Annotated in this window: 26 protein-coding genes; 17 read left to right on the top strand and 9 right to left on the bottom strand. The window is 47.6% G+C overall.

Annotation, left to right across the window (positions count from 1 at the left end):
- The first annotated feature begins 38 nt into the window (after positions 1-38).
- The 5 genes from P8P30_06475 to P8P30_06455 all read left to right on the top strand — a co-directional run bounded on the left by P8P30_06475 (position 39) and on the right by P8P30_06455 (position 3264).
- Entirely contained in the window at positions 39-452 is a 414-nt protein-coding gene (locus P8P30_06475; protein ID MDG1287196.1) for a Fur family transcriptional regulator, read from the top strand.
- 126 nt (positions 453-578) lie between these two features.
- Entirely contained in the window at positions 579-1349 is a 771-nt protein-coding gene (locus P8P30_06470) for a GNAT family N-acyltransferase (protein MDG1287195.1), read from the top strand.
- Positions 1350-1351: 2 nt separating this feature from the next.
- Complete coding sequence (locus P8P30_06465) at positions 1352-2125, top strand: lysophospholipid acyltransferase family protein (protein ID MDG1287194.1); 774 nt, start codon at positions 1352-1354, stop codon at positions 2123-2125.
- Positions 2126-2295: 170 nt separating this feature from the next.
- Positions 2296-2862 (top strand): D-alanyl-D-alanine dipeptidase, encoded by a 567-nt coding sequence (ddpX, locus tag P8P30_06460; protein ID MDG1287193.1) that lies wholly within the window; start codon positions 2296-2298, stop codon positions 2860-2862.
- Between the two features lie 69 nt (positions 2863-2931).
- Positions 2932-3264 (top strand): hypothetical protein, encoded by a 333-nt coding sequence (locus tag P8P30_06455; GenBank protein ID MDG1287192.1) that lies wholly within the window; start codon positions 2932-2934, stop codon positions 3262-3264.
- A 184-nt stretch (positions 3265-3448) separates the two neighbouring features.
- Here the strand turns inward: P8P30_06455 and P8P30_06450 are convergent, their stop codons facing one another.
- Positions 3449-4129, bottom strand: coding sequence for a glutathione S-transferase family protein (locus tag P8P30_06450; GenBank protein MDG1287191.1), 681 nt, complete (start codon positions 4127-4129; stop codon positions 3449-3451).
- Complete coding sequence (locus P8P30_06445) at positions 4126-5076, bottom strand: complex I NDUFA9 subunit family protein (protein ID MDG1287190.1); 951 nt, start codon at positions 5074-5076, stop codon at positions 4126-4128. Before P8P30_06445 ends, P8P30_06450 begins: the two co-directional genes overlap by 4 nt.
- 176 nt (positions 5077-5252) lie before the next feature.
- On the opposite strand from P8P30_06445, the gene msrA reads away from it, so the two are divergent.
- Positions 5253-5762: a peptide-methionine (S)-S-oxide reductase MsrA gene (gene msrA / locus P8P30_06440; GenBank protein MDG1287189.1), complete on the top strand. Its 510-nt coding sequence runs from the start codon at positions 5253-5255 to the stop codon at positions 5760-5762.
- On the opposite strand, the gene tldD is transcribed toward msrA, so the two are convergent.
- Positions 5759-7153, bottom strand: a complete 1395-nt coding sequence (gene tldD, locus P8P30_06435) for a metalloprotease TldD (GenBank protein MDG1287188.1) — start codon at positions 7151-7153, stop codon at positions 5759-5761. The two genes, msrA and tldD, sit on opposite strands and share 4 nt — an antisense overlap.
- Positions 7154-7309: 156 nt before the next feature.
- On the opposite strand from tldD, the gene coxB reads away from it, so the two are divergent.
- The 7 genes from coxB to lpdA all read left to right on the top strand — a co-directional run bounded on the left by coxB (position 7310) and on the right by lpdA (position 13957).
- Positions 7310-8128 (top strand): cytochrome c oxidase subunit II, encoded by an 819-nt coding sequence (gene coxB / locus P8P30_06430; protein MDG1287187.1) that lies wholly within the window; start codon positions 7310-7312, stop codon positions 8126-8128.
- A 19-nt stretch (positions 8129-8147) separates the two neighbouring features.
- Positions 8148-9725, top strand: coding sequence for a cytochrome c oxidase subunit I (ctaD, locus tag P8P30_06425; GenBank protein MDG1287186.1), 1578 nt, complete (start codon positions 8148-8150; stop codon positions 9723-9725).
- Positions 9726-9814: 89 nt separating this feature from the next.
- On the top strand, positions 9815-10159 hold the full coding sequence (locus tag P8P30_06420; GenBank protein ID MDG1287185.1) for a GNAT family N-acetyltransferase: 345 nt from the start codon (positions 9815-9817) through the stop codon (positions 10157-10159).
- Entirely contained in the window at positions 10156-11046 is an 891-nt protein-coding gene (gene cyoE / locus P8P30_06415; protein MDG1287184.1) for a heme o synthase, read from the top strand. Before P8P30_06420 ends, cyoE begins: the two co-directional genes overlap by 4 nt.
- Positions 11047-11055: 9 nt before the next feature.
- On the top strand, positions 11056-11214 hold the full coding sequence (locus P8P30_06410) for a hypothetical protein (protein MDG1287183.1): 159 nt from the start codon (positions 11056-11058) through the stop codon (positions 11212-11214).
- An 81-nt stretch (positions 11215-11295) separates the two neighbouring features.
- Entirely contained in the window at positions 11296-12450 is a 1155-nt protein-coding gene (gene odhB, locus P8P30_06405; protein MDG1287182.1) for a 2-oxoglutarate dehydrogenase complex dihydrolipoyllysine-residue succinyltransferase, read from the top strand.
- A 121-nt stretch (positions 12451-12571) separates the two neighbouring features.
- The gene (gene lpdA, locus P8P30_06400) at positions 12572-13957 is read left to right on the top strand and encodes a dihydrolipoyl dehydrogenase (GenBank protein ID MDG1287181.1); all 1386 of its coding nucleotides are present in this window, start codon (positions 12572-12574) and stop codon (positions 13955-13957) included.
- 5 nt (positions 13958-13962) lie between these two features.
- Here lpdA and P8P30_06395 read toward each other — a convergent pair whose 3' ends face one another.
- A complete protein-coding gene (locus tag P8P30_06395; GenBank protein ID MDG1287180.1) occupies positions 13963-14601 on the bottom strand; it encodes a hypothetical protein in 639 nt (212 codons plus the stop codon).
- Between the two features lie 154 nt (positions 14602-14755).
- On the opposite strand from P8P30_06395, the gene P8P30_06390 reads away from it, so the two are divergent.
- Positions 14756-15286 (top strand): inorganic diphosphatase, encoded by a 531-nt coding sequence (locus P8P30_06390; protein ID MDG1287179.1) that lies wholly within the window; start codon positions 14756-14758, stop codon positions 15284-15286.
- A gap of 85 nt (positions 15287-15371) precedes the next feature.
- On the top strand, positions 15372-16010 hold the full coding sequence (locus tag P8P30_06385) for a 2OG-Fe dioxygenase family protein (protein ID MDG1287178.1): 639 nt from the start codon (positions 15372-15374) through the stop codon (positions 16008-16010).
- Between the two features lie 115 nt (positions 16011-16125).
- Here the strand turns inward: P8P30_06385 and P8P30_06380 are convergent, their stop codons facing one another.
- On the bottom strand, positions 16126-17358 hold the full coding sequence (locus tag P8P30_06380; protein ID MDG1287177.1) for a cysteine desulfurase-like protein: 1233 nt from the start codon (positions 17356-17358) through the stop codon (positions 16126-16128).
- Positions 17359-17448: 90 nt separating this feature from the next.
- Between P8P30_06380 and P8P30_06375 the strand changes: the two genes are divergently transcribed.
- Complete coding sequence (locus tag P8P30_06375; GenBank protein MDG1287176.1) at positions 17449-18618, top strand: histidine decarboxylase; 1170 nt, start codon at positions 17449-17451, stop codon at positions 18616-18618.
- Positions 18615-19016, top strand: a complete 402-nt coding sequence (locus tag P8P30_06370) for an ACT domain-containing protein (GenBank protein ID MDG1287175.1) — start codon at positions 18615-18617, stop codon at positions 19014-19016. Before P8P30_06375 ends, P8P30_06370 begins: the two co-directional genes overlap by 4 nt.
- Before the next feature lie 5 nt (positions 19017-19021).
- On the opposite strand, the gene phaZ is transcribed toward P8P30_06370, so the two are convergent.
- The 4 genes from phaZ to P8P30_06350 form a co-directional block, all read right to left on the bottom strand.
- Complete coding sequence (phaZ, locus tag P8P30_06365; GenBank protein MDG1287174.1) at positions 19022-20293, bottom strand: polyhydroxyalkanoate depolymerase; 1272 nt, start codon at positions 20291-20293, stop codon at positions 19022-19024.
- Between the two features lie 46 nt (positions 20294-20339).
- Positions 20340-20717, bottom strand: a complete 378-nt coding sequence (locus P8P30_06360) for a hypothetical protein (protein ID MDG1287173.1) — start codon at positions 20715-20717, stop codon at positions 20340-20342.
- Positions 20718-20787: 70 nt separating this feature from the next.
- Positions 20788-21510 carry a ceramidase domain-containing protein gene (locus P8P30_06355; GenBank protein MDG1287172.1) on the bottom strand — a complete coding sequence of 241 codons (723 nt, stop codon included), beginning with the start codon at positions 21508-21510 and terminating at the stop codon, positions 20788-20790.
- Positions 21511-22227: 717 nt separating this feature from the next.
- A partial coding sequence (locus tag P8P30_06350; protein ID MDG1287171.1) for an IS1595 family transposase occupies positions 22228-22327 on the bottom strand: 100 nt, incomplete at its 5' end.

Here is a 22327-nt window from a genome sequence, read left to right as displayed (position 1 = left end):
CCGCTTGCCTTGTCCCTATCTTTGTTTATGATGCCATCATGTCAAACACACTGATTAATAAATGCGCTGAAAAAGGTCTTAAAATGACCGGTCAACGTAAGGTAATTGCCAAGGTTCTGGGTGAGGCAAAAGACCATCCGGATGTAGAGATGCTTTACGCGCGCGCCAATAAGGTGGATTCGAAAATCAGTATTGCCACCGTGTATCGCACGGTGAAGCTCTTCGAAGAGTCGGGAATTATCGAGAAGCATGATTTTGGCGATGGCCGCTCGCGTTACGAAGCAGCGGATGAGGATGAACATCATGATCATTTGATTGATTTACGTACGGGAAAAGTCGTTGAATTTACCAATGAGCAGATTGAGAAACTACAAGAAAAAGTAGCTAAAGAGTTGGGCTATAAGATCGTGGATCACCGTTTAGAACTTTATTGCGTGCCGCTGGACGATTAAGAGTGTCATTTTATCCTATAAATAGTGAAGATGCGGATAGGGCAGCAAGGCTGGCCCACCAGATTTCTGGCGAAGCATGCGCGGTGTGTGAGCGCCACTTCACTGAAAGTGAAGTGAAAGAAAGTCATGACTGATGATGTTCTCCGTATTGAGGCGGGTAATTTAACCGTTCGCGTCACGCAGAAGCCGCATTTGCTGGAGCAAGCGCAGAAGCTGCGTTACGATATTTTCTTTGGTGAAATGGGCGGTATTCCTGATAATTCACAGGTGCTGGCGCAGAAGCGCGATTTTGATGAATATGATGCGGTGTGCGATCATTTAATTGTGCAAGATGAAGATAAAGGCGGGCAGGTCATTGCGACCTATCGTCTCTTACGTCGTGGACCGATGCAGAAAATTGGTCGTTTTTATAGCGAAAAAGAATTTGATGTGACCGGCATTAAGCAAATGGATGGCGAAGTGATGGAACTCGGTCGATCGTGTGTGCATGCGGATTATCGCTCACGTGCGGCGATGCAGCTTTTATTCCACGGCATTGGCGCTTATGTGATGCATTTTGATATTAAATTACTGTTTGGTTGCGCCTCTTTTAATGGAGTCGATCCGCAAGATAACCTGATGGGATTATCGTTTTTGCATCATATGCACCAAACGCCCGCGCCGCTCACGCCAAAATCAAAACATGCCTATGAGTTTAAGCCTCTGCCAATTGAACAAGTGGATCCAAAAGCGGCGTTGAAGCAGCTACCGGCCTTGGTGAAAGGCTATCTGCGTATGAATGGTAGTTTCGGCGCCGGCGTTTATATTGATGATGAGTGCCATTGTGTCGATGTTGCAGTGGTCGTACAGACTGAGTTACTGAAAGATAATTACGGTAAACGTTACGGGGTTAGTTAAGGGTGGAAAAGCTGCGCGTCATTTTTAGGCTAACGACTTATTTATTGCTTACGGTGCTTTTGCTGCCTTTTATTATTTTGTTCAACGCGCTCGGGTTTGAAGCATTTAAGCGGAAATTTGTTGCCCTTTACTATCGCCTTTCGGCGTGCAGCTGGGGAGTAAAAGTACGTTTAAAAGGATCATTTGCAGGTGATAAACCGTTATTAGTTGTGAGTAATCATTGCAGTTATTCTGATATTCCCGTGTTGGGAAGTGTTGCGCCGGTTCATTTTACGCCTAAGTCAGATATTAGTTCTTGGCCAGTAATCGGGTATCTTTGCCGCCTTTCTGAATGTATTTTCATTAATCGTAATCCACGAAAAACGGCTGAAAATATGCTGGAATTGACGCGTGCGATGAAGAAGGGCTGGATGATTAGTCTTTTTCCGGAAGGTACAACCAATGATGGGCATGGCGTGCTACCCTTTCGTTCTTCTTATTTCAGCTTAGCTGAGCAGGGATTACCCGTGCAGCCTGTGACCGTCATTTATACAAAGCGTGATGGCTCCCCTTTATCACCGCAAGCGATGCGTAAAGTTGCTTGGATTGGAGAAGATGAATTCTCGCCGCATTTAATGGACTTTTTGGCGCAACCGGGAATCCTAGCGACGGTCATCTGTCATGATCTGGTTAGGATTGAACAGTTTGAAGATAGGAAGGGCTTAGCGGCGCATTGTCACGAGGTGGTGCAGGACTGCCTAAAAAAAGAGGGCGCCCCCAAAGGAGCGCCCTTATAAATGGAGGGTAATCTGTCAATGCTTGTTAAAGCCATTAACTGAAGGCACTATAACTTTTAAAGTCTTAATAAAAGGTTAGTAAAATACAGTAATTATGCCACAGATGCGGTTATTTGATTTACCTCCGCTCGTCCTGCTGGGCTCCCTTCATATAATAAAGGATGGATACGATGCAATTAATTGAAATTACCGAAGAAGCTTATGGTGTCGAAATCGCCTTGGCCTATGCTACAGCTGGCAATTTTACGGGAGAGCCGGTTTATCGCGCCGATGCGAAATGTTTTCTCAATGCAGATGCGGCAGCAGCTCTAAAGTTGGCTTGCGATTATGCGAAACCGTTGGGTTATCATTTTCGAATTCTTGATGCATTCCGTCCTTTGGAGGCGCAGTGGAAATTCTGGGAACACACGCCGGATCCGGATTTTCTGACGGATCCGAATCGAGGTTCTCCCCATTCCATGGGAGCGGCAGTCGATTTGGCCTTAGTCGAGTCTGCAAGCGGCGCAGTGTTGGATTTTGGTACGGGGTTTGATGCTTTTACCCCGCTTTCTTATCATGGAAATCAAGAAATTTCCGTCGACGCGCAGCGCAATCGTCATCTTCTAATGGGCATTATGACCACGGCGGGGTGGGACTTTTACCGTAATGAATGGTGGCATTATCAGCTCTTTAATGCGCGCCAAAATTATCCCGTTTTGAGTGATGTGGATGCAAAAACTGGAGTGATGCTTCCTTAAGTTGCATAATTAACTTTATTTTAACTAATAGTTGTTAGGATGTATATTAGGAGTACTATAGATAAAACGATGATTAATAACGTAGCAAATATCACAACAACGGCGCTGCAAAATGCGAGCAAAACGCTCGAAGTAAGTGCCAATAACGTTGCGAATATCCAATCCAAAGGCCAAGTCAGCGGCACACAGGAAAATGGAAAGCCCTTTGTTGCGCGTCGTGCAGAAAGCATTAGCCGTGTTGAAGGCGGTGTCAGCACTAAAATCACGCAAACAAATTCTCCGGTGAATCTGGAGCAAGAAATTGTAAACCAGCAATTCGCCTCTTACCAGTTCGACGCCTCACTCAAAGTGCTTAAAGAAGCCAATGAGACCACAGGCCAGCTGCTCGATATTTTAGCCTAATATTTTTTGTTTCCTCTGTGCGCCTACTGGCGCTCAAATAGAGTGCCGCTTCGCGGACCGATGGTTCAGGCGGTTTGCTAATCGCGCCTGTAAATAATAAAGAAGCGAGTCAGTAGACGAGCGAGCCTTGAGCATTGACGAAACCAATAGCTTATCGAAGCGCCAGTAGGCGCGCCGGGGGCAGTTAAAAGTCAGGATTATCGTAGTGATTTGGTGGCATTACGCCGCGCACACGTTCTTTTAAGATAGGGCGCATGGAGGGGCGGGATTTGACTAAGCGGTACCAGTCTTTGGCGCGTGGGTGTTTGCTCCACGGGACATCGTCGAAATAATCAATCACGGAAATTTGTGCGGCGGCGGAGAAATCGGCCATGGTGGAATGCTCGCCATTAAGCCAAGGTTGCTCGACCGTGAAGGCTTCGATCATATCAAGGTGATAATGGATGCTCTTTGTCGCGGCGCGCACGGCTTTTGTGTTGGGACCGCCTGTGCCTTCGAGCTTTTTGAAATATTTTTCGTAAACCAGTATCTGCGTGACTTCACAGAAGAATTTATTATCAAACCAATCGACCAAGCGGCGTGTTTCAGCGCGTGTTTCGAGCGTTTTGCCGAGGAAACTGATGCCGCCCGTTTTTGCCGCCCGTTCTTCCAGATATTCGCTAATAGCGTAATGGCCGGCGATGATGAAGCCCTCTTCATCTTGCAATACGGGAAGCTCTCCGGATGGATTGAGTGATAGAAAATCTTCAGTACGCTCCCAGAAGGGTTCATCCTGCAGCACAAAATTTAAGTGTCGTTCACCCAGTAAAATCCGTGCTTTGCGGCAATGAGGGTGCAGTGGAGAATGAGTTAAGCTAAGAGTCACGCGGCGATTTTATCCGTTCCAGCATCAACCGTTACAGGTTTAAGTGCGATGTAATCAGGAATGATGAGTTCCATCGGCTTTGGCGTGATGCCGAGTTCTTTGAACCCGTTATTACGCGTAGTGCTATCATGTTTCAGCAACTGTACTTGGTCACGTGTGATAGGCGGTATGGGTGCGAATTCAGCAAAAAATCCGATAAATTTCGCTAGACCGAAGGGGATAGAAACGAGCATTCGCTTACGATTGCTTACTTTCAGAATCTTTTCCAAAATTTTATTGAAGCTGTAAATCTTTGGCCCGCCGAGCTCAAAGGTTTTGCCTTTTGTTGCTGGTCTTTCGATGCAACGTAGTACGGCTTCGGTTACATCGCCGACATAAACCGGTTGGAATTTCGTTTTGCCGCCGCCAATGAGTGGTAGAATCGGCGAGAAATTTGCCATCTGGCTGAACTGGTTGATGAAATTATCGTTAGGGCCAAAAATGACGCTCGGGCTAAGGATCGTGGCATCAGGAAAAGCGGAAAGAATACCTGTTTCACCTGTCGCTTTGCTGCTGGCATAGCGCGAGCCTTTGGCTTTATGCGCTCCTAATGCGGATAGATGAATGAAGCGCGAGCAACCGGCATCTTTGGCCATTTTAGCGAGACGTTCAGGGCATTGTGTATGCAGGCTAGAGAAGCGCTGACGGCCCTTTTCATAGAGGATACCTACGAGATTGATGATCGCCCATGAACCTTCAAATGTGTCATGTAAGGTTTTGGGTTGGGTAATATCGGCATTGCGAAGGAGTAGGCGACTGCCATTGGCTTTTGCAGGGAAAAGGTCTTTGCAATCACGTGCGTGGCGGGCGAGTACTTGCACATCATAACCCTGACGTAGCAATGTATTGACGATGGATTGTCCGACAAAGCCGGTGCCTCCGATAACGGTGATTAATTTATTCATCATAAACGCGCCCCTATTTTTTTAGTTACTATAAGCCATGTGCGGTGGCTGACAAGCGTGGGTTTGGTGAAATGCGTACTTTTTGTAACGAAAATTCACCTCAAGGCGAAGTATCTGCTAGAGGTTACAATATGAAATATTTATTACTGATTTTATCATTACTTATAGGAGGCCAAGCCATGGCTCAGGACGTGAAACCAAAAGAAGAAGCATTGGCAATTTTAGCCGGCGGATGTTTCTGGTGCCTAGAACCGCCTTATGAGCAGGAAGCAGGCGTGGCTGAGACCATTGTCGGTTATACGGGCGGTCAAAGCGAGAACCCGACTTATGAGCAAATTGGTACCGGGCGTAGTGGCCACCGTGAGGCGGTCGCAATTCATTACAATCCGTCCGAGATAAGCTATGAGAGGCTATTAGAGATATTTTTTGAAACGATTGATCCGTTTGATCCGGCGGGGCAGTTTGTCGATAAAGGTCCGCAATATACCACGGCGATTCATTATAAAACTGATGCGGAAAAGAAATCTGCCGAAGCGGCGATCGCCGTGATAGAGAAAAAGTCAGGCAAAAAAGTTGCCACGGTTATTGAGCCCGCTGTTACATTCTATCCGGCAGAAGAGTACCATCAGGATTACTATAAGAAGAATCCTGTGCGCTATAAGATGTATAAGGTCGGCTCGGGGCGCTAAGCTGCTTCGGTTCCGCCGACGGTCAAAGGATCGATTAACAGGGTAGGTTGACCGATGCCAACAGGGACGGATTGTCCCGCTTTGCCGCAGGTGCCGATGCCGTTATCCATTTGCAGGTCATTGCCGATCATTTTCACCTTTTGCATCACGTCTGGGCCATTGCCGATGAGGGTGGCGCCTTTAACGGGGTGGGTGATTTTGCCATTCTCAATCATATAGGCTTCTGACGCGGAGAACACGAATTTCCCGCTGGTGATGTCGACTTGTCCGCCACTGAAATTGACGGCGTAGAGACCTTTATCGACAGAGGCGATAATTTCAGCAGGGTCTTTATCTCCGGCTCGCATGAAGGTGTTGGTCATGCGCGGCATCGGTTGGCTGCCGTAATCTTCGCGGCGGCCATTGCCGGTAGCAGCAACACCCATTAAGCGGGCATTCATACGATCTTGCATATAGCCTTTGAGGATGCCGTCTTCGATGAGTACATTCTCGGCGGAGGGTGTGCCTTCATCGTCGATACTGATAGACCCGCGGCGGTCTTGGAAGGTGCCGTCATCAATGACAGTCACGCCTTTAGAGGCCACACGTTCGCCCATCATAGAAGAGAATAAGCTGGTTTTTTTGCGGTTAAAGTCGCCTTCTAAACCGTGACCGACGGCTTCATGCAACAGTACACCCGGCCAACCTGGGCCGAGTACGACGGGCATTTCGCCGGCGGGTGCAGGGCGGGAGTCGAGATTAACGAGTGCTTGGCGTAAGGCTTCGTCGGCTTGTGCTTTCCAGTTTTTCTCGGTCAGGTATTCGCTGTAAGAAACACGTCCGCCCGCGCCGGATGAGCCGCTTTCCATACGATCGCCTTTTTTACACACGACATTGATGTTGAGGCGAACGAGTGGGCGAATATCGCCGGTACGTTGGCCACCTTCACGCATGATTTGTACGGCTTGCCAGTTGCCGGCGAGTGATACGGTGACTTGCGCCACGCGTGGGTCTTTCGCACGGACATAGGCTTCGATGGCTTCGATGGCTTTGAGTTTTTCTTCAAAGGCAATTTCTTCGAGTGGGTTGATCTCGCTGTAAAGTTGACGGTTCGTGCCGAAGGCCGGGGCGATATTGGTTTCGACATTACCTTGTCCCATATTGATGGCGCGTACGGTGCTTTGGGCGCGCTTAATTGCGGCTTCAGAAAGGTCAGATGCGAAGGCATAGCCGGTAGTTTCGCCAAGCACGGAGCGCAACCCAAACCCCTGATCAGTCGTGTAGCTGGCATTTTTTAGCTGGCCATCATCGAATAACAGATTTTCTGACTGACGGAATTCTAGGAAGAGTTCGCCATCATCCATGCCATGGAGTGACTCATCAACGAGCCCCTGAACCTTGGTTTGGTCCATTCCGGTGTTGTTGAAAAAGAGGGAATCGAGTGTCGCAATATCGGTCATGAAAGAATCTTTTTTAATTATTTGCAAGAAAACTATCTGAGAAGACTTGCAAATGCTACCCAAAAGCGAGTATTAGGTGTTTCATCTTTTGTAATTTATGAGGAATCCATGTCGAATTCTGAACATCCAAATGTAGAACCGTGGCAACTTGGCTTTCAAGAGCCAGTCACGCCTGTAATGGAACAAATTGACGTATTACACGACGCGCTGACTATCGGTAGCATCGTGATCACGTTGTTTGTCTTAGCGCTGCTTGTTATTGTGGCATGGCGCTTCCGTGAATCTAAAAATCCTACGCCAAGTAAAGTGACGCATAATACGCCGCTTGAAATTGCTTGGACGGTGATTCCGATTCTTATTTTGGTGATAATTGCCATTCCATCGCTTCGTCTCCACTATTATATGGATAAAGCGGTTGAGCCTGAAATGGTTCTCAAAGTAACCGGTTACCAGTGGTATTGGAATTATGAATACCCTGACCAAGACGGTATCGCTTTTGATAGCTATATGATTAAAGATGAAGATCTGAAGGAGGGCGACGTTCGTTTGCTTTCCGTGGATAATCCTTTGGTTGTGCCAGTTGATACGACGGTCGCTGTGCATTTAACGGGCGGTGATGTGATTCACGCTTTTGCGATGCCTGCAATGGGTTTAAAAACTGATGCGGTGCCGGGTCGTTTGAACGAAACATGGTTTAAAGCGAGCAAACAAGGCGTTTATTTCGGTCAATGTTCGGAACTTTGCGGCGTAGGTCATGGCTTCATGCCGATTGAAATGCATGTCGTTTCTAAGCCGGAGTTCGAAGCTTGGGTGGCGAAGTCGAAAGAAGTCGCGGCTTCAAACCAGCCTTTCAATACACGATCAGTTCTGGCGCAAGTCCAAGCTGAGTTTAATAAAAAGCAGCTCGCTGCTGCTGCAACCAATTAAGTCTTAAGGGAATATAGTTATGTCCGGACACGACCATCACACACCGACTGGCTGGCGCCGTTGGGTGTTCTCAACTAACCACAAAGATATTGGTACGATGTATCTTATCTTTGCGATTTTCGCAGGGTTGCTAGGGGCGTTTTTCTCGATCCTACTGCGTGCAGAATTGCAAATGCCGGGCGATCAAATCTTTGGTGGTGACTATCAATTTTATAACGTGGTGGTCACGGCTCATGCCTTCCTCATGGTATTTTTCTTGATTATGCCGGCTCTGATTGGTGGCTTTGGTAACTGGTTTGTGCCGATTATGATCGGTGCCCCTGATATGGCCTTCCCGCGTTTGAATAATATTAGTTTTTGGCTGTTGATTCCGTCAATGATTCTACTGATAGGGTCTTCGCTGGTGGGTGAAGGTGCGGGTACAGGGTGGACGGTTTATCCGCCTTTATCAATGATTCAATCCCATCCGGGTATGGCGGTGGATATGGCGATTTTCGCGCTCCATCTTGCGGGTATTTCTTCGATTCTTGGGGCGATTAACTTTATTGTGACGATCTTTAATATGCGCGTTCCGGGCATGACGATGATGAAGATGCCGCTTTTCGCATGGTCTGTATTGCTAACGGCATTCTTGTTGCTACTTGCCCTTCCAGTTTTGGGTGGCGCAATCACGATGTTATTGACTGACCGTAACTTCGGCACGAGCTTCTTTGATCCTGCCGGCGGTGGTGATCCGATCCTTTACCAGCATTTATTCTGGTTCTTTGGTCACCCTGAAGTGTATATTTTGGTTCTCCCGGGCTTTGGTATTATTTCTGAAATCGTGGCGACTTTCTCTCGCAAGAAAGTATTTGGTTATGCGGCGATGGTTGGTGCGATGTCGATTATTGGATTCCTCGGATTTATCGTATGGGCTCACCATATGTTTACCGTCGGTTTAGATGTGGATACGCGTGCTTATTACATGCTAGCGACTATGGTGATTGCGGTGCCGACCGGTATTAAAATCTTTAGTTGGATCGCGACGATGTGGGGTGGTTCTATCCGCTTTACGACGCCGATGTATTTTGCGCTTGGGTTTATTTTCCTCTTCACCCTTGGCGGTGTAACGGGAATTATTCTTGCCAATGGTGCCGTCGATATTCCGATGCATGATACTTACTATGTTGTTGCTCACTTCCATTATGTAATGTCGCTCGGGGCGCTTTTTGCCATCTTCGCCGCATTCTACTATTGGTTCCCTAAAATGAGTGGTTATCTCTATAATGAGTGCCTTGGTAAGATCCATTTCTGGATTACGTTTATTGGTGCGAATCTAACGTTCTTCCCACAACATTTCTTGGGCCTAGCAGGTATGCCGCGCCGTATTCCTGATTATCCGGATGTGTATGCGGGCTGGAACTATGTTTCATCGATTGGTTCTTACATTGGTGCCTTTGGTGCGCTCTTCTTCTTGGTGGTGATCTGGCGTGCATTTTCCGCTAAGAAGCCAGCAGGAAATAATCCATGGGGCGAAGGCGCAACCACGATTGAGTGGACGCTACCATCCCCTCCGGAATTCCATACTTTCCCGGAGCTTCCGAAGTTTAAGGGCTAAGAGTGCTCTCTTTTAAAGAAGCATTCTCAGAAAACGAAAAAACAACCTGTCTGGAAATCAGACGGGTTGTTTTTATATTGGGGCAAGGCGTGCCTCTTGAGCGTGAACGCCGAGATGAAGATAAAGCCTGTCGGCACTTTCTGACTTATGATGGCGATAAGCCAGTAGCGACGATGCGCGTGATTTCCGAAGAGGCGAATGCGAAGATTCAGCGGATGGCGGTGCTGGAAGAATGTCAAGGCAAGGGCATCGGTGCAAAGATGCTCACATTTGTGACGGGAGAGCTTGCCAAAGATGAAAATTTAGAGCGTGCGATCTTAGGTTCGCAAGAGCATGCCGTGGCTTTTTATCGCCGCGCGGGATTTAATGTGATAAGTGATGCGTTTGAAGATGCGGGAATCACGCATTACTTAATGGAGAAGATGTTACGATGAGTACAGCGACCTTAGTTGAATCGACTGCCAAAGACTGGCTAACGCTTACCAAGCCGGGAGTAATGCTGCTGGTGTTATTCTCTGGAGCAACAGGCATGTGGTTGGCGCCAGGCACGTTAAACCCGGTTTTGCAAATTGCAGTGATTGTTGCGATTGGTATGGGGTCTGCTTCGGGCGCGATTTTTAACATGGTATATGATCGTGATATTGATAGCATTATGAAGCGTACGCAAAAGCGTCCTATTGTGACGGGTGCAATTGCCGCGAGTGATGCGGGTCTGCAAGGGCTTTTGCTTTCGATTGCTGGCGTAGCAGTGATGGGTTTGGCGGCAAATTGGATGGCGGCAGGTTTGCTGGCATTCTCGATTTTCTTTTATTCCGTGGTTTATACGATTTGGCTTAAACGCCACACGGCGCAAAATATCGTGATTGGTGGAGCCGCTGGCGCGTTCCCTCCTGTGATTGGTTGGATGGCCGTAACCGGTGAAGCGATGACGGCATTGCCGTGGTTATTATTTCTAACGATCTTCTTATGGACGCCCCCGCATTTCTGGGCACTCGCACTTTATCGTAATGAAGATTATAAAACGGCGAAAGTGCCGATGCTACCCGTAACGGCGGGCAAAGAAGCAACGAAAAAACAAATGGTGTTTTATACGATTATCTTAGTGGCAACGACCCTTGCGATTCCGTTTAGCACCGATACATTAGGGGTGGTATCGCTCGCGGCCGCGGTTGGCTTGGGCGGTATGTTTTTCATCCATTCCTTGCGGGTATTGAAAGCAGATGATGATAAAATTGCCATGAAAATGTTCGGCTACTCTATTATTTACTTATTTGCGCTATTTGCGGTTTTATTGCTAGATTATTGGATTATCCCGCGATAGAATTTCCCTATGGAAATACAGAACGGACTCGAAATATTACATGAGATGAACACCTCGGTGATTTATCTGATGGGCACCAGCTTTGTGTTGGGCTCTTTCTTTACCTTGTTGCTATTGGCTCTGTTTGATTGGGCCTCAGTTCGAAATCGTCAATCTGAAGACGATTAACTGCTTTGGTGCATTGACTTGGCATCAAAAAACAAGCAAATTCTGTTTTTATTCTAATCACAACTGCAGGATGTTCTTCCGATGAGTACAGACATTAAAACGCCTGATTTAGGCGAATCCGTAACTGAAGCAACCATTGCAAGTTGGTTTAAAGCTGAAGGCGATACTGTCGCTAAAGATGAGCCGATTTGTGAACTCGAAACGGATAAAGTAACGTTGGAAGTTCCTGCCCCTGCAAATGGTGTGTTAGAGAAAATTATCGCTAAAGAAGGCGATACGGTTGAAAAGGGTTCGACGCTTGGTTCAATCAAAGAAGGCGCAGCACCTGAAAAATCAGCAACAGAGCCGAAAGCGGCCGCAGCAGCGCCCCCTGCATCTGCGCCAGTGGGCGGTAAGAAAAACCCTCCGGCAGTTGAGAAAATTGCATCGGAAAAAGGGTTGAATCTTTCAGGTTCTACCGGTTCTGGCAAACAAGGTCGTCATACAAAAGCAGATGTTCTTGCTATGTCTAGTGGTGAAGTGCCCGCGGCGGCTGGTCCACGTGAAGAACGTGTGAAAATGACGAAACTTCGTCAAGCCATTGCGCGTCGTTTGAAGGAATCGCAAAATACAGCAGCGATTCTTACCACGTTCAACGAAATCGATATGAGCCGTGTGAAAGCCTTGCGCGCTGAACATAAAGAAGCGTTTGAAAAGAAATTTGGCGTACGTCTTGGCTTTATGGGAATTTTCGCGAAAGCGTCCGTGCAAGCGCTGAAAGAAATCCCAGAAGTGAATGCGCATATTGAAGGCGATGAGGTCGTTTACAAAAACCATTATGATATCGGTATGGCCGTAGGCACCCCGCAAGGTCTTGTGGTTCCGGTAATCCGCGATTGCGATACAAAGTCTCTTGCGCAGATCGAAGCATCAATCGCCGAAATGGCCGGTAAAGCACGCGATGGCTCACTTTCTATGGCGGATATGACAGGTGGTACTTTCACCATTTCTAACGGCGGTGTCTATGGTTCGCTTATGGCGACACCAATCATCAACCCGCCGCAATCCGGTATCCTCGGTATTCATAAAATTGAAGACCGTCCGGTCGTGGTGAATGGAGAGATCGTGATTCGTCCGATGATGTATATCGCACTTTCTTATGATCATCGTATTATCGATGGTCGCGAGTCGGTGACCTTCCTAAAACGTGTGAAAGAGATGATCGAAGATCCTGCACGTTTGATGATGGGCATTTAAATTCTACTGCTATGGCCCGCGAACGCACCTTTCTTTCGTTACGGTTCTCAGAAGACATCGTTTTCGGCACATATCAGCGAATTTACCGAAATAGAGTTTAGCTAAACGAAGAGAGTTTCTCATGAGTGAATATGATTTGGTAGTTATCGGCGGTGGTCCTGGTGGTTATGTGGGGGCGATTAAAGCGGCGCAACTGGGCCTGAAAGTGGCCTGTGTTGAGAAGCGTGGCGCCTTGGGTGGAACGTGCTTGAATGTAGGGTGTATCCCTTCAAAAGCTTTGCTTGATATCAGCCATAAATATCACGAAGCGGAACATGATTTTGAGGGATTAGGCATTAAAGCATCGGTTAAACTCGATGTGAAAAAAATGATGAAGCGCAAAGGCGAAGTCGTGACTGGCCTAACGCAAGGTATTGAAGGCTTGCTCAAAAAGAACAAAGTCGATTATGTCAAAGGTCATGGTACGATTACCGATGCGAATACGGTGACCGTGGGTAAAGAAAAACTCAAAACCAAAAATATTATGATTGCGACCGGCTCGGAAGTGATGCCGCTACCGGGTGTAGAGATTGACGAGAAGATCGTAGTTTCTTCGACCGGCGCGCTTGAGCTTACAGAAGTGCCAAAGAAAATTGTCGTGATTGGCGGCGGTGTGATTGGTTTAGAGATGGGTTCTGTTTGGAGCCGTTTAGGTGCCGATGTAACCGTGGTTGAATTCCTTGATCGCATTACGCCGGGCATGGATGCGGATTTATCAAAGCAATTCCAGCGTATTTTGAAGAAGCAAGGCTTTGACTTTAAACTCAGCACCAAAGTGACAGGCGTGAGCGTCAAAGGTAAAAGAGCGACCGTAACGGTCGAACCTTCGGCTGGCGGTAAAGCGGAGAAATTGGATGCAGATTGCGTGCTCGTTTCGATTGGCCGCCGTGCTTATACGGATAAGCTTGGCCTAGAGAATGTCGGTATTAAAACCGATGATCGCGGTCGTGTGGAAGTGGATGATCATTTGCGCACCTCTGTGCCAAATATCTTTGCGGTTGGTGATGTGATTAAAGGTCAAATGCTGGCGCATAAAGCCGAAGAAGAAGGCGTTGCCGTGGCTGAAACTTTGGCAGGCCAGCATGGTCATGTGAATTACAATGCGATTCCGGGCGTGGTTTACACGCACCCTGAAGTGGCGACCGTGGGCAAGACGGAAGAAGAGCTTAAGCACGCAGGCATTAAATATAATGTGGGTAAATTCCCGTTCATGGCTAATAGCCGCGCGCGCGCGATCGGTGAATCGGAGGGTTTTGTAAAAATTCTCGCCGATAAAGAGACGGATGAAGTTTACGGTGTTCATATTATCGGCCCTGAAGCCGGTACATTGATTGCGGAAGCGGTGTTAGCGCTAGAATATGGTGCGAGTAGTGAAGATATCGCTCGCACATGCCACGCGCATCCAACATTGAATGAAGCCGTGAAAGAAGCGGCTCTCGCCACTTTCGCTAAGCCGATACATATGTAGTTTTTCTAGCGTGCAGAAACGAGTTCGGCAGGCTCTTGTTGCTGGATGTCTTTTCCCCATTCTTTTTGAGGGGTAGGTTCTGCAATCGCTCGTTCTGTGGTGGCGGGCTGTTGAGTATTTTGTGCTGGTCGATTGACAGGAGTACCAACTGCGATGGCTGGTATGTTAGGTTGAGCGGGTGTTTCTGGACGTTCCCCCACAATAACGCGAGCCACTAATGCACCAACTGCCGCGCCAATGGCGCCCGTTAGTAAGGACATTGATCCTGTGCCACCAAGGTAGTGAGTAAATTCTGCTAATTTATGTTTACCGGTTTTGATAAGAGTTTTTTCATGATAATTTTCTAAGTGATTTCCACCAAATCCTATGCCGCCTCGGTTATCTTGAGGGGTCCCCTTTTTATTAACATTCAATATGTCCTGACGCGTCAGATCGTCAACTTTATGCCTAAAATCAAAAAGTTTTTTGTTCATCATAAATTGTCCACCAAAGTACCCAATGGTAGCAAAGGCTGCGGTGATAAGGCTTATGGTTGATTTTCGTTGTGCCGCTTTTTGGTCATACTCTTGATGAGCTGTGACAGAAGCTGCCCAAGCATCCTGATTATATGTTTCTTGCGGTGTCGATTGTGTGGCGTTAGTCATATCTCTCCTTTGATTGCGTAGATTATACGAAATTACCTATCTTATAAAAAGTTACAGTTTGATGACAATTTGCGAGTGGTGCGATGAGTTAGGTGTTGCGAGTGCCGTGCGAACCGTGTAAACACGCGCCGCAAACAACAATAGGAACTGTCTCATGAACCCATGGCATGATGTGTCGCCTGGTGATAATCCACCGGAACTCGTAAACGCAATTATTGAAATTCCGCGTCGCTCGCGTGCGAAATATGAGTTGGATAAAGAGACTGGTTTATTGAAGCTGGATCGTATCCTTTATTCGGCGGTTCACTATCCGGCTAATTACGGTTTGATCCCGCAAACACTGGGCGAGGATAATGACCCGCTTGATATTATGGTGCTCTCCTACACTGACGCTCCGCCCTTATGCTTAATGCGTGCTCGCATTATTGGTGTGATGCGCATGATTGATGGTGGTGAGGGCGATGATAAGTTAATCGCGGTTGCAGAAGATGATGTGAGTGTGAGCCATATTCGCGATGTAAACGAATTGCCGGCACAATTTACGACTGAGTTGCTGCATTTCTTTAGTGAATATAAGCGCCTAGAGAATAAAGAAGTACAGGTGGATGGCTTCCAAGATAAAATAGTGGCTCAGCGCATTATCAATGAAGGTATTGAGCGCTATAAAGAGACCTTCCCTAAATAAGCACTCTTAATTCACTAGGCTTGCAATCCATGCAAATTTTGCCGATAACTATTCTGTTTTAATATGAATAGCGAAAGGCTGAGGTTTGAATAAGTACAAAGATTTTTATGAATTGGGTGCACTGCCTTTTGATGATCTATCTGCCGTACAGGCCACATTTGACAATTTGCCGCCGGATCAGTATGTCGATGATAGCCTGCGTTCTCGCCGTTATTCATGTTACTATTTTCGTGATGGTAAGTTAGAGCAACTGCCTACCAAAGACTTCATGCAGACGTATGATGTGAATAAGGCGTTGGGCGATGTTGATCGCACTTATGCGCCTATTGAAGCGCAGTTAAGCACGAATCCGATCTTTTTGAAGATGTTCGATATCATGTTGCGTCGCTGTCAGATTAACGAAAATAGCGTGATTGAAGTTCACCAAATCCGCTGGCATTGTACCGAAGATGTGAAAGAACCTGCGCCAGAAGGCAATCACCAAGATGGGTTCGATTATCTGGGGATGTTTATGGCGAATAATCATAATGTTGATGGGGGAGAGATCATGTTGTTTGATTCATCCGATGGGGACTCTTTCTTTAAGCGTCGCTTTGATAATGGCGAGTATCTCTTGGTCAACGATCGTCATTTATTCCATAATGCATCGCCATTGATTCCGACTAATAATGATGAAGAAGGTCATTGGGATATTTTCGTTCTCACCACTGAGAAGCGTGCTTAATTCCCTTTCTGCTTTAAACTGCTTCGTTACGACGATGCTCAAAACTTACACACTTAACGTACGTTCAAGTGTCTGCGCGTCTTGTTCCTCGTATTTCTTGCATAAAGAGAAGGTACTAGAGTTCTTCGAGCACTTCAAAAAAGCGGTTCAGTTCGTCCATGGTATTGTAATGCACGAATCCGGCGCGCGTGATGCCGCCTTTGTCGGTAAGCCCAAGTGCTTCGACTAGGCCTTTTGCGTAAAAGTTCCCGGCGCCGGTGGAGATATTGGCATGGGCGAGGTGATCGGAGACGGTTTGCGGCGAGTGACCTTCTAAAGTGAAAGCGAAGGTGGAGCTGCGTTGATCAAGTTTTGTTGGGTCAGTGATGCCATAAATTTTGAAGCCTGAGATGTGCGAAGCGCGCTCTAAGAAGGCATTGCTTAGCGTTCTCTCATGGATGGCTAAGTCAGCATAGAAACCTTCTAATGCGGCTCGTAAGGGCAAGTCTAGATGGTAGGATGCCATGTAATCAATAATAGCGGAAAATCCGGCGAGCGCTTCAAAGTTCTTGGTTCCGGTCTCCCAGCATTCGGGGCTGGCAGTGGGGGCGGGTTCGACCTTATAGGGTGTCAGGCTCTCGAAATGACTTTGTTTGCCGTAAATGAAGCCTAAATGTGGGCCGCTGAACTTATAGGCAGAACAGGCGAGGAAGTCGCAATCAAGCGCCTGCACATCGGGTAGAAAATGCGGGGCCGCATGCACGGAATCAACATAGGTGAGCGCGCCGACGGCCTGTGCCGCTTTGATGATGCGAGGCGCATCCACACGCGAACCGCTGACATTCGAAGCGAGGGTGAAAGCCACCAATTTCGTCTTGTCAGACAGGAGTGATTCTAGGTGGTCGATATCTAACGTGCAGGTTTCAGTATCTACGCGTGCGACATGGCATGTGACGCCTTTATCTTCGGCGGCCATTTGCCAGAAGGATACATTGGAGAAATGGTCGAGCGCGCTGACGATTATTTCATCACCCGCCTTCCATTCACGTGCGATGGAGCGGCTAAGATGTGCGGTGGTAGTGCTCATGGAGGCCCCGAAAATAATATCTTCAGGACGTGGTGCATTCACGAAAGTGGCGGATTTTTGGCGCGCCGCAGCCAAAACCTCGTGAGTTTTCTGTACGGCAAAGAAGGGGCTATTGAGCAAGTTGCTATTAAAATGTAGTAGGTAATCTGCCATTGCGTCGCTTACGCTTTGGGGCACTTGCGTGCCGCCGGGGCCATCTAAAAATAGTGGCACTTGTCCGTTAATTTTTTGATTCAATGCGGGGAAATTCTTGCGAATTTTATCGAGATTAAAATGTGCCATCCTCTATTGCAGTAACGCGCTTAGATAATAAAAGCAAGCAAGGCGCTCACTAGGCTTGATTTGTTGGAAATTTTCACCGATATAACGCGCATGAGTATTTCACTACCCCCTTTATCCGCCGCCGATAGCAAGCGCTTGTCAGCTAAGCTTTCGGAACTTGATGCGCACCATGATTTTATGGCGGGCTATCCGTGTAATCAGCTATTCGATTACGAATCGGTTTTGCCGATGCTGCGTCATTGTGCGAATAATGTGGGGGATCCATGGGCGGATAGTAACTTTGCGCTTAATACGCTAGATTTTGAACGTGAAGTGCTCAGCCAATATGGCGAGTGGCTACATGCGCCGGAGGATAATTTCTGGGGCTATGTGACCAGCGGCGGGACGGAAGGCAATATGCACGGGCTGTATGTCGCGCGCGAACTGCACCCCAAAGGGATTGTCTATTATTCGCAAGACACGCATTACAGTGTGACCAAAATTATCCATGTGCTGGGCATGCAGAGTATCATGATCCGTAGTCTTGAAAACGGCGAAATGGATTATGATGATCTGCGCGAAACGATGAAGCTTCACCGCGATAAACCGCCGATTATTTTTGCCAATATTGGGACGACCATGAAGCAGGCAATTGATTCGCTGCCGAAGATTAAATCTATCATTTCTGATCTCGCGATTACGCAATTTTATATTCACTCTGATTGCGCATTCCCGGGTTCTTATTTGCCCTTTATGGATAACCCGCCGGAATTTGATTTCTCAGCGGGTGCGGATAGTTTGTCTATTTCGGGGCATAAATTTATCGGCTCACCTGTGCCCTGCGGTATGGTGTTGGCCAAGCGCGATAATGTGCAGCGAATTGGTCGCCGCATCGAATATATTGGCGCGATGGATACAACGATTCCTGGTTCGCGTAGTGCCGTCGCACCGATGTTCTTATGGATGGCGATGAAGCGTTGGGGTGCAGAGGGCTTCAAGAAGCTGGCCTATGAATGTTTAGATGTGGCGCGTTACGCGATCGAAAAATTTGAAGAAGCAGGTGTGCCGGCTTGGCGTAATGATCATGGTATTACGGTGGTGTTCCCGCGCCCATCCGATGCGGTGATTAAGAAATGGGCATTGGCCCCAGAGCGCGATATTGTGCATGTGATCACCGTGGGGCATGTCACACGTGAGACTATCGATCAATTGGTTGCTGATGTGCTGGAAGATTACCGCACGCATCAGCGGAATTTTGTAAAGCAGGAGGAAACCACATGAAAAAACTCACCGTTGTCGTATTTGAGATGGAAGGTGCGCTCGCGCGTATGTCTACTGCGTTGGCAGATGCGAATGTGAATCTGTTGGATATTGATGTGAAGGGTACAGAAAGCATTGGTGTTGCCATTATTACTGTGTCTGATGAAGAATTCGAAACTGCACATGAAGCCTTGCGCGAATCTGGTCATCAAGTGATGCCGCAAGAAGTGCTTCTGGTGAAGCTGGAAGATAAACCGGGCGGATTAGCGCAGCTAGCGGTAAAACTCGCCGATGCAAAAGTGAATGTACGTTCCATGCGTATCGTAAAGCGCGAAGATGATTATTGCCTAGCTGCTATCGTCCCTGAGCCCGTGGATATCGCCCGTGCAGTCTTGATTGATGTCGTTGTAGCTGGCTAAAACGACTAGCTATTCGCTTCTAAAAATTTTGAGATAATTGGTACGACATGTTCGCGGAAGCGGCGGCCATTGAAGATACCGTAGTGACCAACCCCTTCTTGGGTGTGGTGCTTTTTCATTGCGGCAGGAAGTTTCGTACAGAGCTTATGCGCGGCCTTGGTTTGGCCGGGACCAGAAATATCGTCACGTTCGCCCTCTAGGGTGAGCAGTGCAGTTTGGGTGATTTTGCTGCAATCCACTTTCTCATCGCGGTACCAGAACTCCCCTTTAGGCAGCGAGTGCTTTTGGAAGACTTCGCGCACGGTCTGCAGATAGAATTCGGAGGTAATATCCATCACCGCGAGATATTCATTATAGAAAATACGGTGCGATTCGGCGCTCTCACCATCGCCTTCAACCAGATGGTCGAAGAGTTTTAGATGCGCATCAATATGCTTATCCAAATTCATGGTCATAAAGCCGGTAAGCTGTAAGAAGCCCGGGTAAACATGGCGCATTGCACCGGGATAATTTATTGGCACGGTGGTGATGACATTCTTCTCAAACCATTCAAGAGGCTTGTTTTCGGCTAACTCATTCACTTCGGTCGGAGACTCGCGTGTGTCAATCGGACCGCCGATCAAGGTCATGGATTTCGGTATATGCTCATCGTTGCGGGCATTCATAACCGCTACTGCCGCCAGTACCGGCACTGCAGGTTGGCAAACCGCCATGACATGTGTGTCAGGTCCCAATGTTTTGAGGTGATGGATGATATAGTCAATGCAATCATGTAGATCAAAGCTAGCTTCGGTCAGCGGCACATCGCGCGCATCGAGCCAATCGGTGATATAGATATCCGCATGGGGAAGCATGTCGCGCACCGTGCCGCGCAACAACGTCGCATGGTGGCCTGATATAGGCGCGACAATAAGCAATTTAGGTTGATTGAGCGGTTGGTCGCTCGTGCGGCGGCCGCTCTCCTTTTTAAAATGCAGGAGGTTACAGAAAGGGCGCTCATCAACCACTTTTTCACGAATTTTGAAGGCCTGACCCTCAACTTCCGTTTCCGTAATGCCAAAAACAGGCTTTCCATAACGTTTTGTCATGCGTTCGAATAGCTCGCTACTCGCAGCCATCTGACGGCCAAAAGCGGTGTAAGAAAGCGGGTTGAGAGGGTTATTCAGCCAATGTTTGCTGCCATGTGCCATCATGCTTAATGGCGCCATCATCGCGTGCTGCACCTCGTGTAATGTGTATAGAGGGGCGTTAGCGGGGGATTGAAATTTTGAGAACATGTAGGGATTATAACCTTAAATGGTGCGCTGCACAATCTAAGAGTGTTTAATACCCTTCATTATAGTAATAAGGCATGGCCGGCTGGCGTGGCTGTTGTTGATATTGCTGGGGCTGTTGGTAAGGAGGGAATTGTGGAGGCATTGCGCCCATTCCGCCGCCGCCGCCATATCCGCCGCCCATAGGAGGAGCGTAACCGCCACCGCCGCCGCCATATCCACCACCTTGTCGTTGCATCGGTGGAGGGTTGTTTCCATTCATAACATAGTCGCTATTATCGCGAATACGACGTGAATTTTGAACGGTACCATCAAACATGCCAGCGAAAGATTGGCCGATCGCTCCCATATCTTTAGCAAAGCCGTCAACGGTATTGCAGCCGGAAAGCAGAAGAAGTGTCGCAGAAGCGAAGATAAGTTTGCGCATTAGAGTATCTCTTATTGTTTTTGTTTTTACTCTTATTTAGGGAAACGCTAGAGCATTTATTTCGCAAGGTCTAGCGGAAAATACGACTCTTGGAAACGAAGCCATCACGCTTGTGACGTTGGTAGTAATCGGGTAGCTGAATGATGATCTTCATCAGTAAGAAGAGCACGACAGAGTTGAGCGCATGCCACAGAAAATGCGTTCCAAGTGGGAAATAGTCACAGATTTGCATATCAATGCTACGGAAAGTGATGGCGAGCAAGAAGACTAAAGCGGTCGTACCAAATAGTTTGGCGCCGGGGCGTCGTAGCGCCAGCATTGCCACCCATATGGTGTAAAATGAGATTAATACTGGGACATAGCCAATGCTGCCATTAAGTGCTTCGCGCCCAAAGGTGGCGCCGAGAAAGGCACTGATGCCGAAAAACGCAACCATATAGCCTAAGACATAATGGTAGGGCATTGCTAGCGCGCGCCTTAAGAAAACCGCGTGGTAGAGGTAGATAAATCCGATGATAGGTATGATATCAGCATAGCCTGCCCAGACGGTCGCGAGGGTATGGTAAAGGAAGCTACCAACGCCGGTTAAGATGATTAATCCTATCAAGATTAATATATTTGGGCGGTGTTTCTTTCCGTGGAGGGGGAATTGCTTGTTATAAAGGCGTAAGGCCGCCAACCCGGCAAAGATGATCAAAAAGTTGGTAATCGCATTGGTTGGCTCTGCCCAGAAGGCGAAGTCAATCCGTTCACAATATTCGTCGACATGGTCGGAAAGTGCCATAAGTGCCATAAGTGCTTACTATAACACAAGAATGTTAATAAATGCTTTATTGTAGACTGAGGGCGGATTACCGCCCATTTTCGCATTGAAGGTGTGGCGAATGAGTCGAGGGGGCTTTCACATGCTACGCCCGCTACATGCGTCACTACTGCTAGTAAGCCGATAGAACCGGAATGCGATGGAATAAGTGATGCGACGTCGATGGACTCCATTGACTACCTCATCAACCTGCGGGGCGAAAACCCCAATGCCTTCCAGTATTTCATTCGCGTTCGCACAAAGTCGTGCAACGAGGGTGTGGAATACGGACGTCGCTGGCAGACTAGCACCCGCTGGCCTGACGGTGAGTTTGCCCAACGTGCTTCGAATGGTTCACCATGTTTTACACACCTGGAAATTTCAATTTCCAGACCGAATTGCCTGTAACCTACGCCGATAGCATTTATGCTCAAATCGGTTTCAACGGTTACATGAGCGGTTTTTTCGTAACCACTAATCGTGGTTTTGAAGGTCTTGCGCCACCCGTGCTGGAAAGCACCGAGTTCGATGAGACGTATGTCCCATTTGAACGCTTAGACTAAAAGAACTCCTCCCAACGGTTTTTTTTGTGTCTGAGTTTTACTTATACCTAAAACGGTTTTCTTGCGGGGGGGGGCTGTCGCAATTTTAGTGAGAGTTGTGAACTCTATTCATAACTTATTAATATTTAAATGTTGGGGCTGACACCTAATAATATTCTTTGAGCAACTTTTTCAGGTCTGCCAGTAAGTCACTTGGTGTGCCCATATTAAACCTCCACTCACATTCTTTCAAGAACAGATTAAAA

The sequence above is a fragment of the Rickettsiales bacterium genome (genome assembly GCA_029252805.1).
Taxonomy (GTDB): domain Bacteria; phylum Pseudomonadota; class Alphaproteobacteria; order Rickettsiales; family JALZUV01; genus JALZUV01.
This window is presented reverse-complemented; position numbering and strand designations above follow the sequence as displayed.

What these genes read in the sequence shown, in the direction of transcription:
- odhB (MDG1287182.1), top strand. Translation starts at nt 11,296, where the DNA reads ATGAGTACAGACATTAAAACGCCTGATTTAGGCGAATCCGTAACTGAA.
- P8P30_06375 (MDG1287176.1), top strand. Translation starts at nt 17,449, where the DNA reads ATGAGTATTTCACTACCCCCTTTATCCGCCGCCGATAGCAAGCGCTTG.
- lpdA (MDG1287181.1), top strand. Translation starts at nt 12,572, where the DNA reads ATGAGTGAATATGATTTGGTAGTTATCGGCGGTGGTCCTGGTGGTTAT.
- P8P30_06475 (MDG1287196.1), top strand. Translation starts at nt 39, where the DNA reads ATGTCAAACACACTGATTAATAAATGCGCTGAAAAAGGTCTTAAAATG.
- msrA (MDG1287189.1), top strand. Translation starts at nt 5,253, where the DNA reads ATGGCTCAGGACGTGAAACCAAAAGAAGAAGCATTGGCAATTTTAGCC.
- P8P30_06390 (MDG1287179.1), top strand. Translation starts at nt 14,756, where the DNA reads ATGAACCCATGGCATGATGTGTCGCCTGGTGATAATCCACCGGAACTC.
- P8P30_06410 (MDG1287183.1), top strand. Translation starts at nt 11,056, where the DNA reads ATGGAAATACAGAACGGACTCGAAATATTACATGAGATGAACACCTCG.
- P8P30_06360 (MDG1287173.1), bottom strand. Translation starts at nt 20,717, where the DNA reads ATGCGCAAACTTATCTTCGCTTCTGCGACACTTCTTCTGCTTTCCGGC.
- ddpX (MDG1287193.1), top strand. Translation starts at nt 2,296, where the DNA reads ATGCAATTAATTGAAATTACCGAAGAAGCTTATGGTGTCGAAATCGCC.
- P8P30_06445 (MDG1287190.1), bottom strand. Translation starts at nt 5,076, where the DNA reads ATGATGAATAAATTAATCACCGTTATCGGAGGCACCGGCTTTGTCGGA.
- P8P30_06455 (MDG1287192.1), top strand. Translation starts at nt 2,932, where the DNA reads ATGATTAATAACGTAGCAAATATCACAACAACGGCGCTGCAAAATGCG.
- P8P30_06380 (MDG1287177.1), bottom strand. Translation starts at nt 17,358, where the DNA reads ATGGCACATTTTAATCTCGATAAAATTCGCAAGAATTTCCCCGCATTG.
- P8P30_06470 (MDG1287195.1), top strand. Translation starts at nt 579, where the DNA reads ATGACTGATGATGTTCTCCGTATTGAGGCGGGTAATTTAACCGTTCGC.
- phaZ (MDG1287174.1), bottom strand. Translation starts at nt 20,293, where the DNA reads ATGTTCTCAAAATTTCAATCCCCCGCTAACGCCCCTCTATACACATTA.
- ctaD (MDG1287186.1), top strand. Translation starts at nt 8,148, where the DNA reads ATGTCCGGACACGACCATCACACACCGACTGGCTGGCGCCGTTGGGTG.
- P8P30_06395 (MDG1287180.1), bottom strand. Translation starts at nt 14,601, where the DNA reads ATGACTAACGCCACACAATCGACACCGCAAGAAACATATAATCAGGAT.
- P8P30_06370 (MDG1287175.1), top strand. Translation starts at nt 18,615, where the DNA reads ATGAAAAAACTCACCGTTGTCGTATTTGAGATGGAAGGTGCGCTCGCG.
- P8P30_06355 (MDG1287172.1), bottom strand. Translation starts at nt 21,510, where the DNA reads ATGGCACTTATGGCACTTTCCGACCATGTCGACGAATATTGTGAACGG.
- coxB (MDG1287187.1), top strand. Translation starts at nt 7,310, where the DNA reads ATGTCGAATTCTGAACATCCAAATGTAGAACCGTGGCAACTTGGCTTT.
- tldD (MDG1287188.1), bottom strand. Translation starts at nt 7,153, where the DNA reads ATGGACCAAACCAAGGTTCAGGGGCTCGTTGATGAGTCACTCCATGGC.
- cyoE (MDG1287184.1), top strand. Translation starts at nt 10,156, where the DNA reads ATGAGTACAGCGACCTTAGTTGAATCGACTGCCAAAGACTGGCTAACG.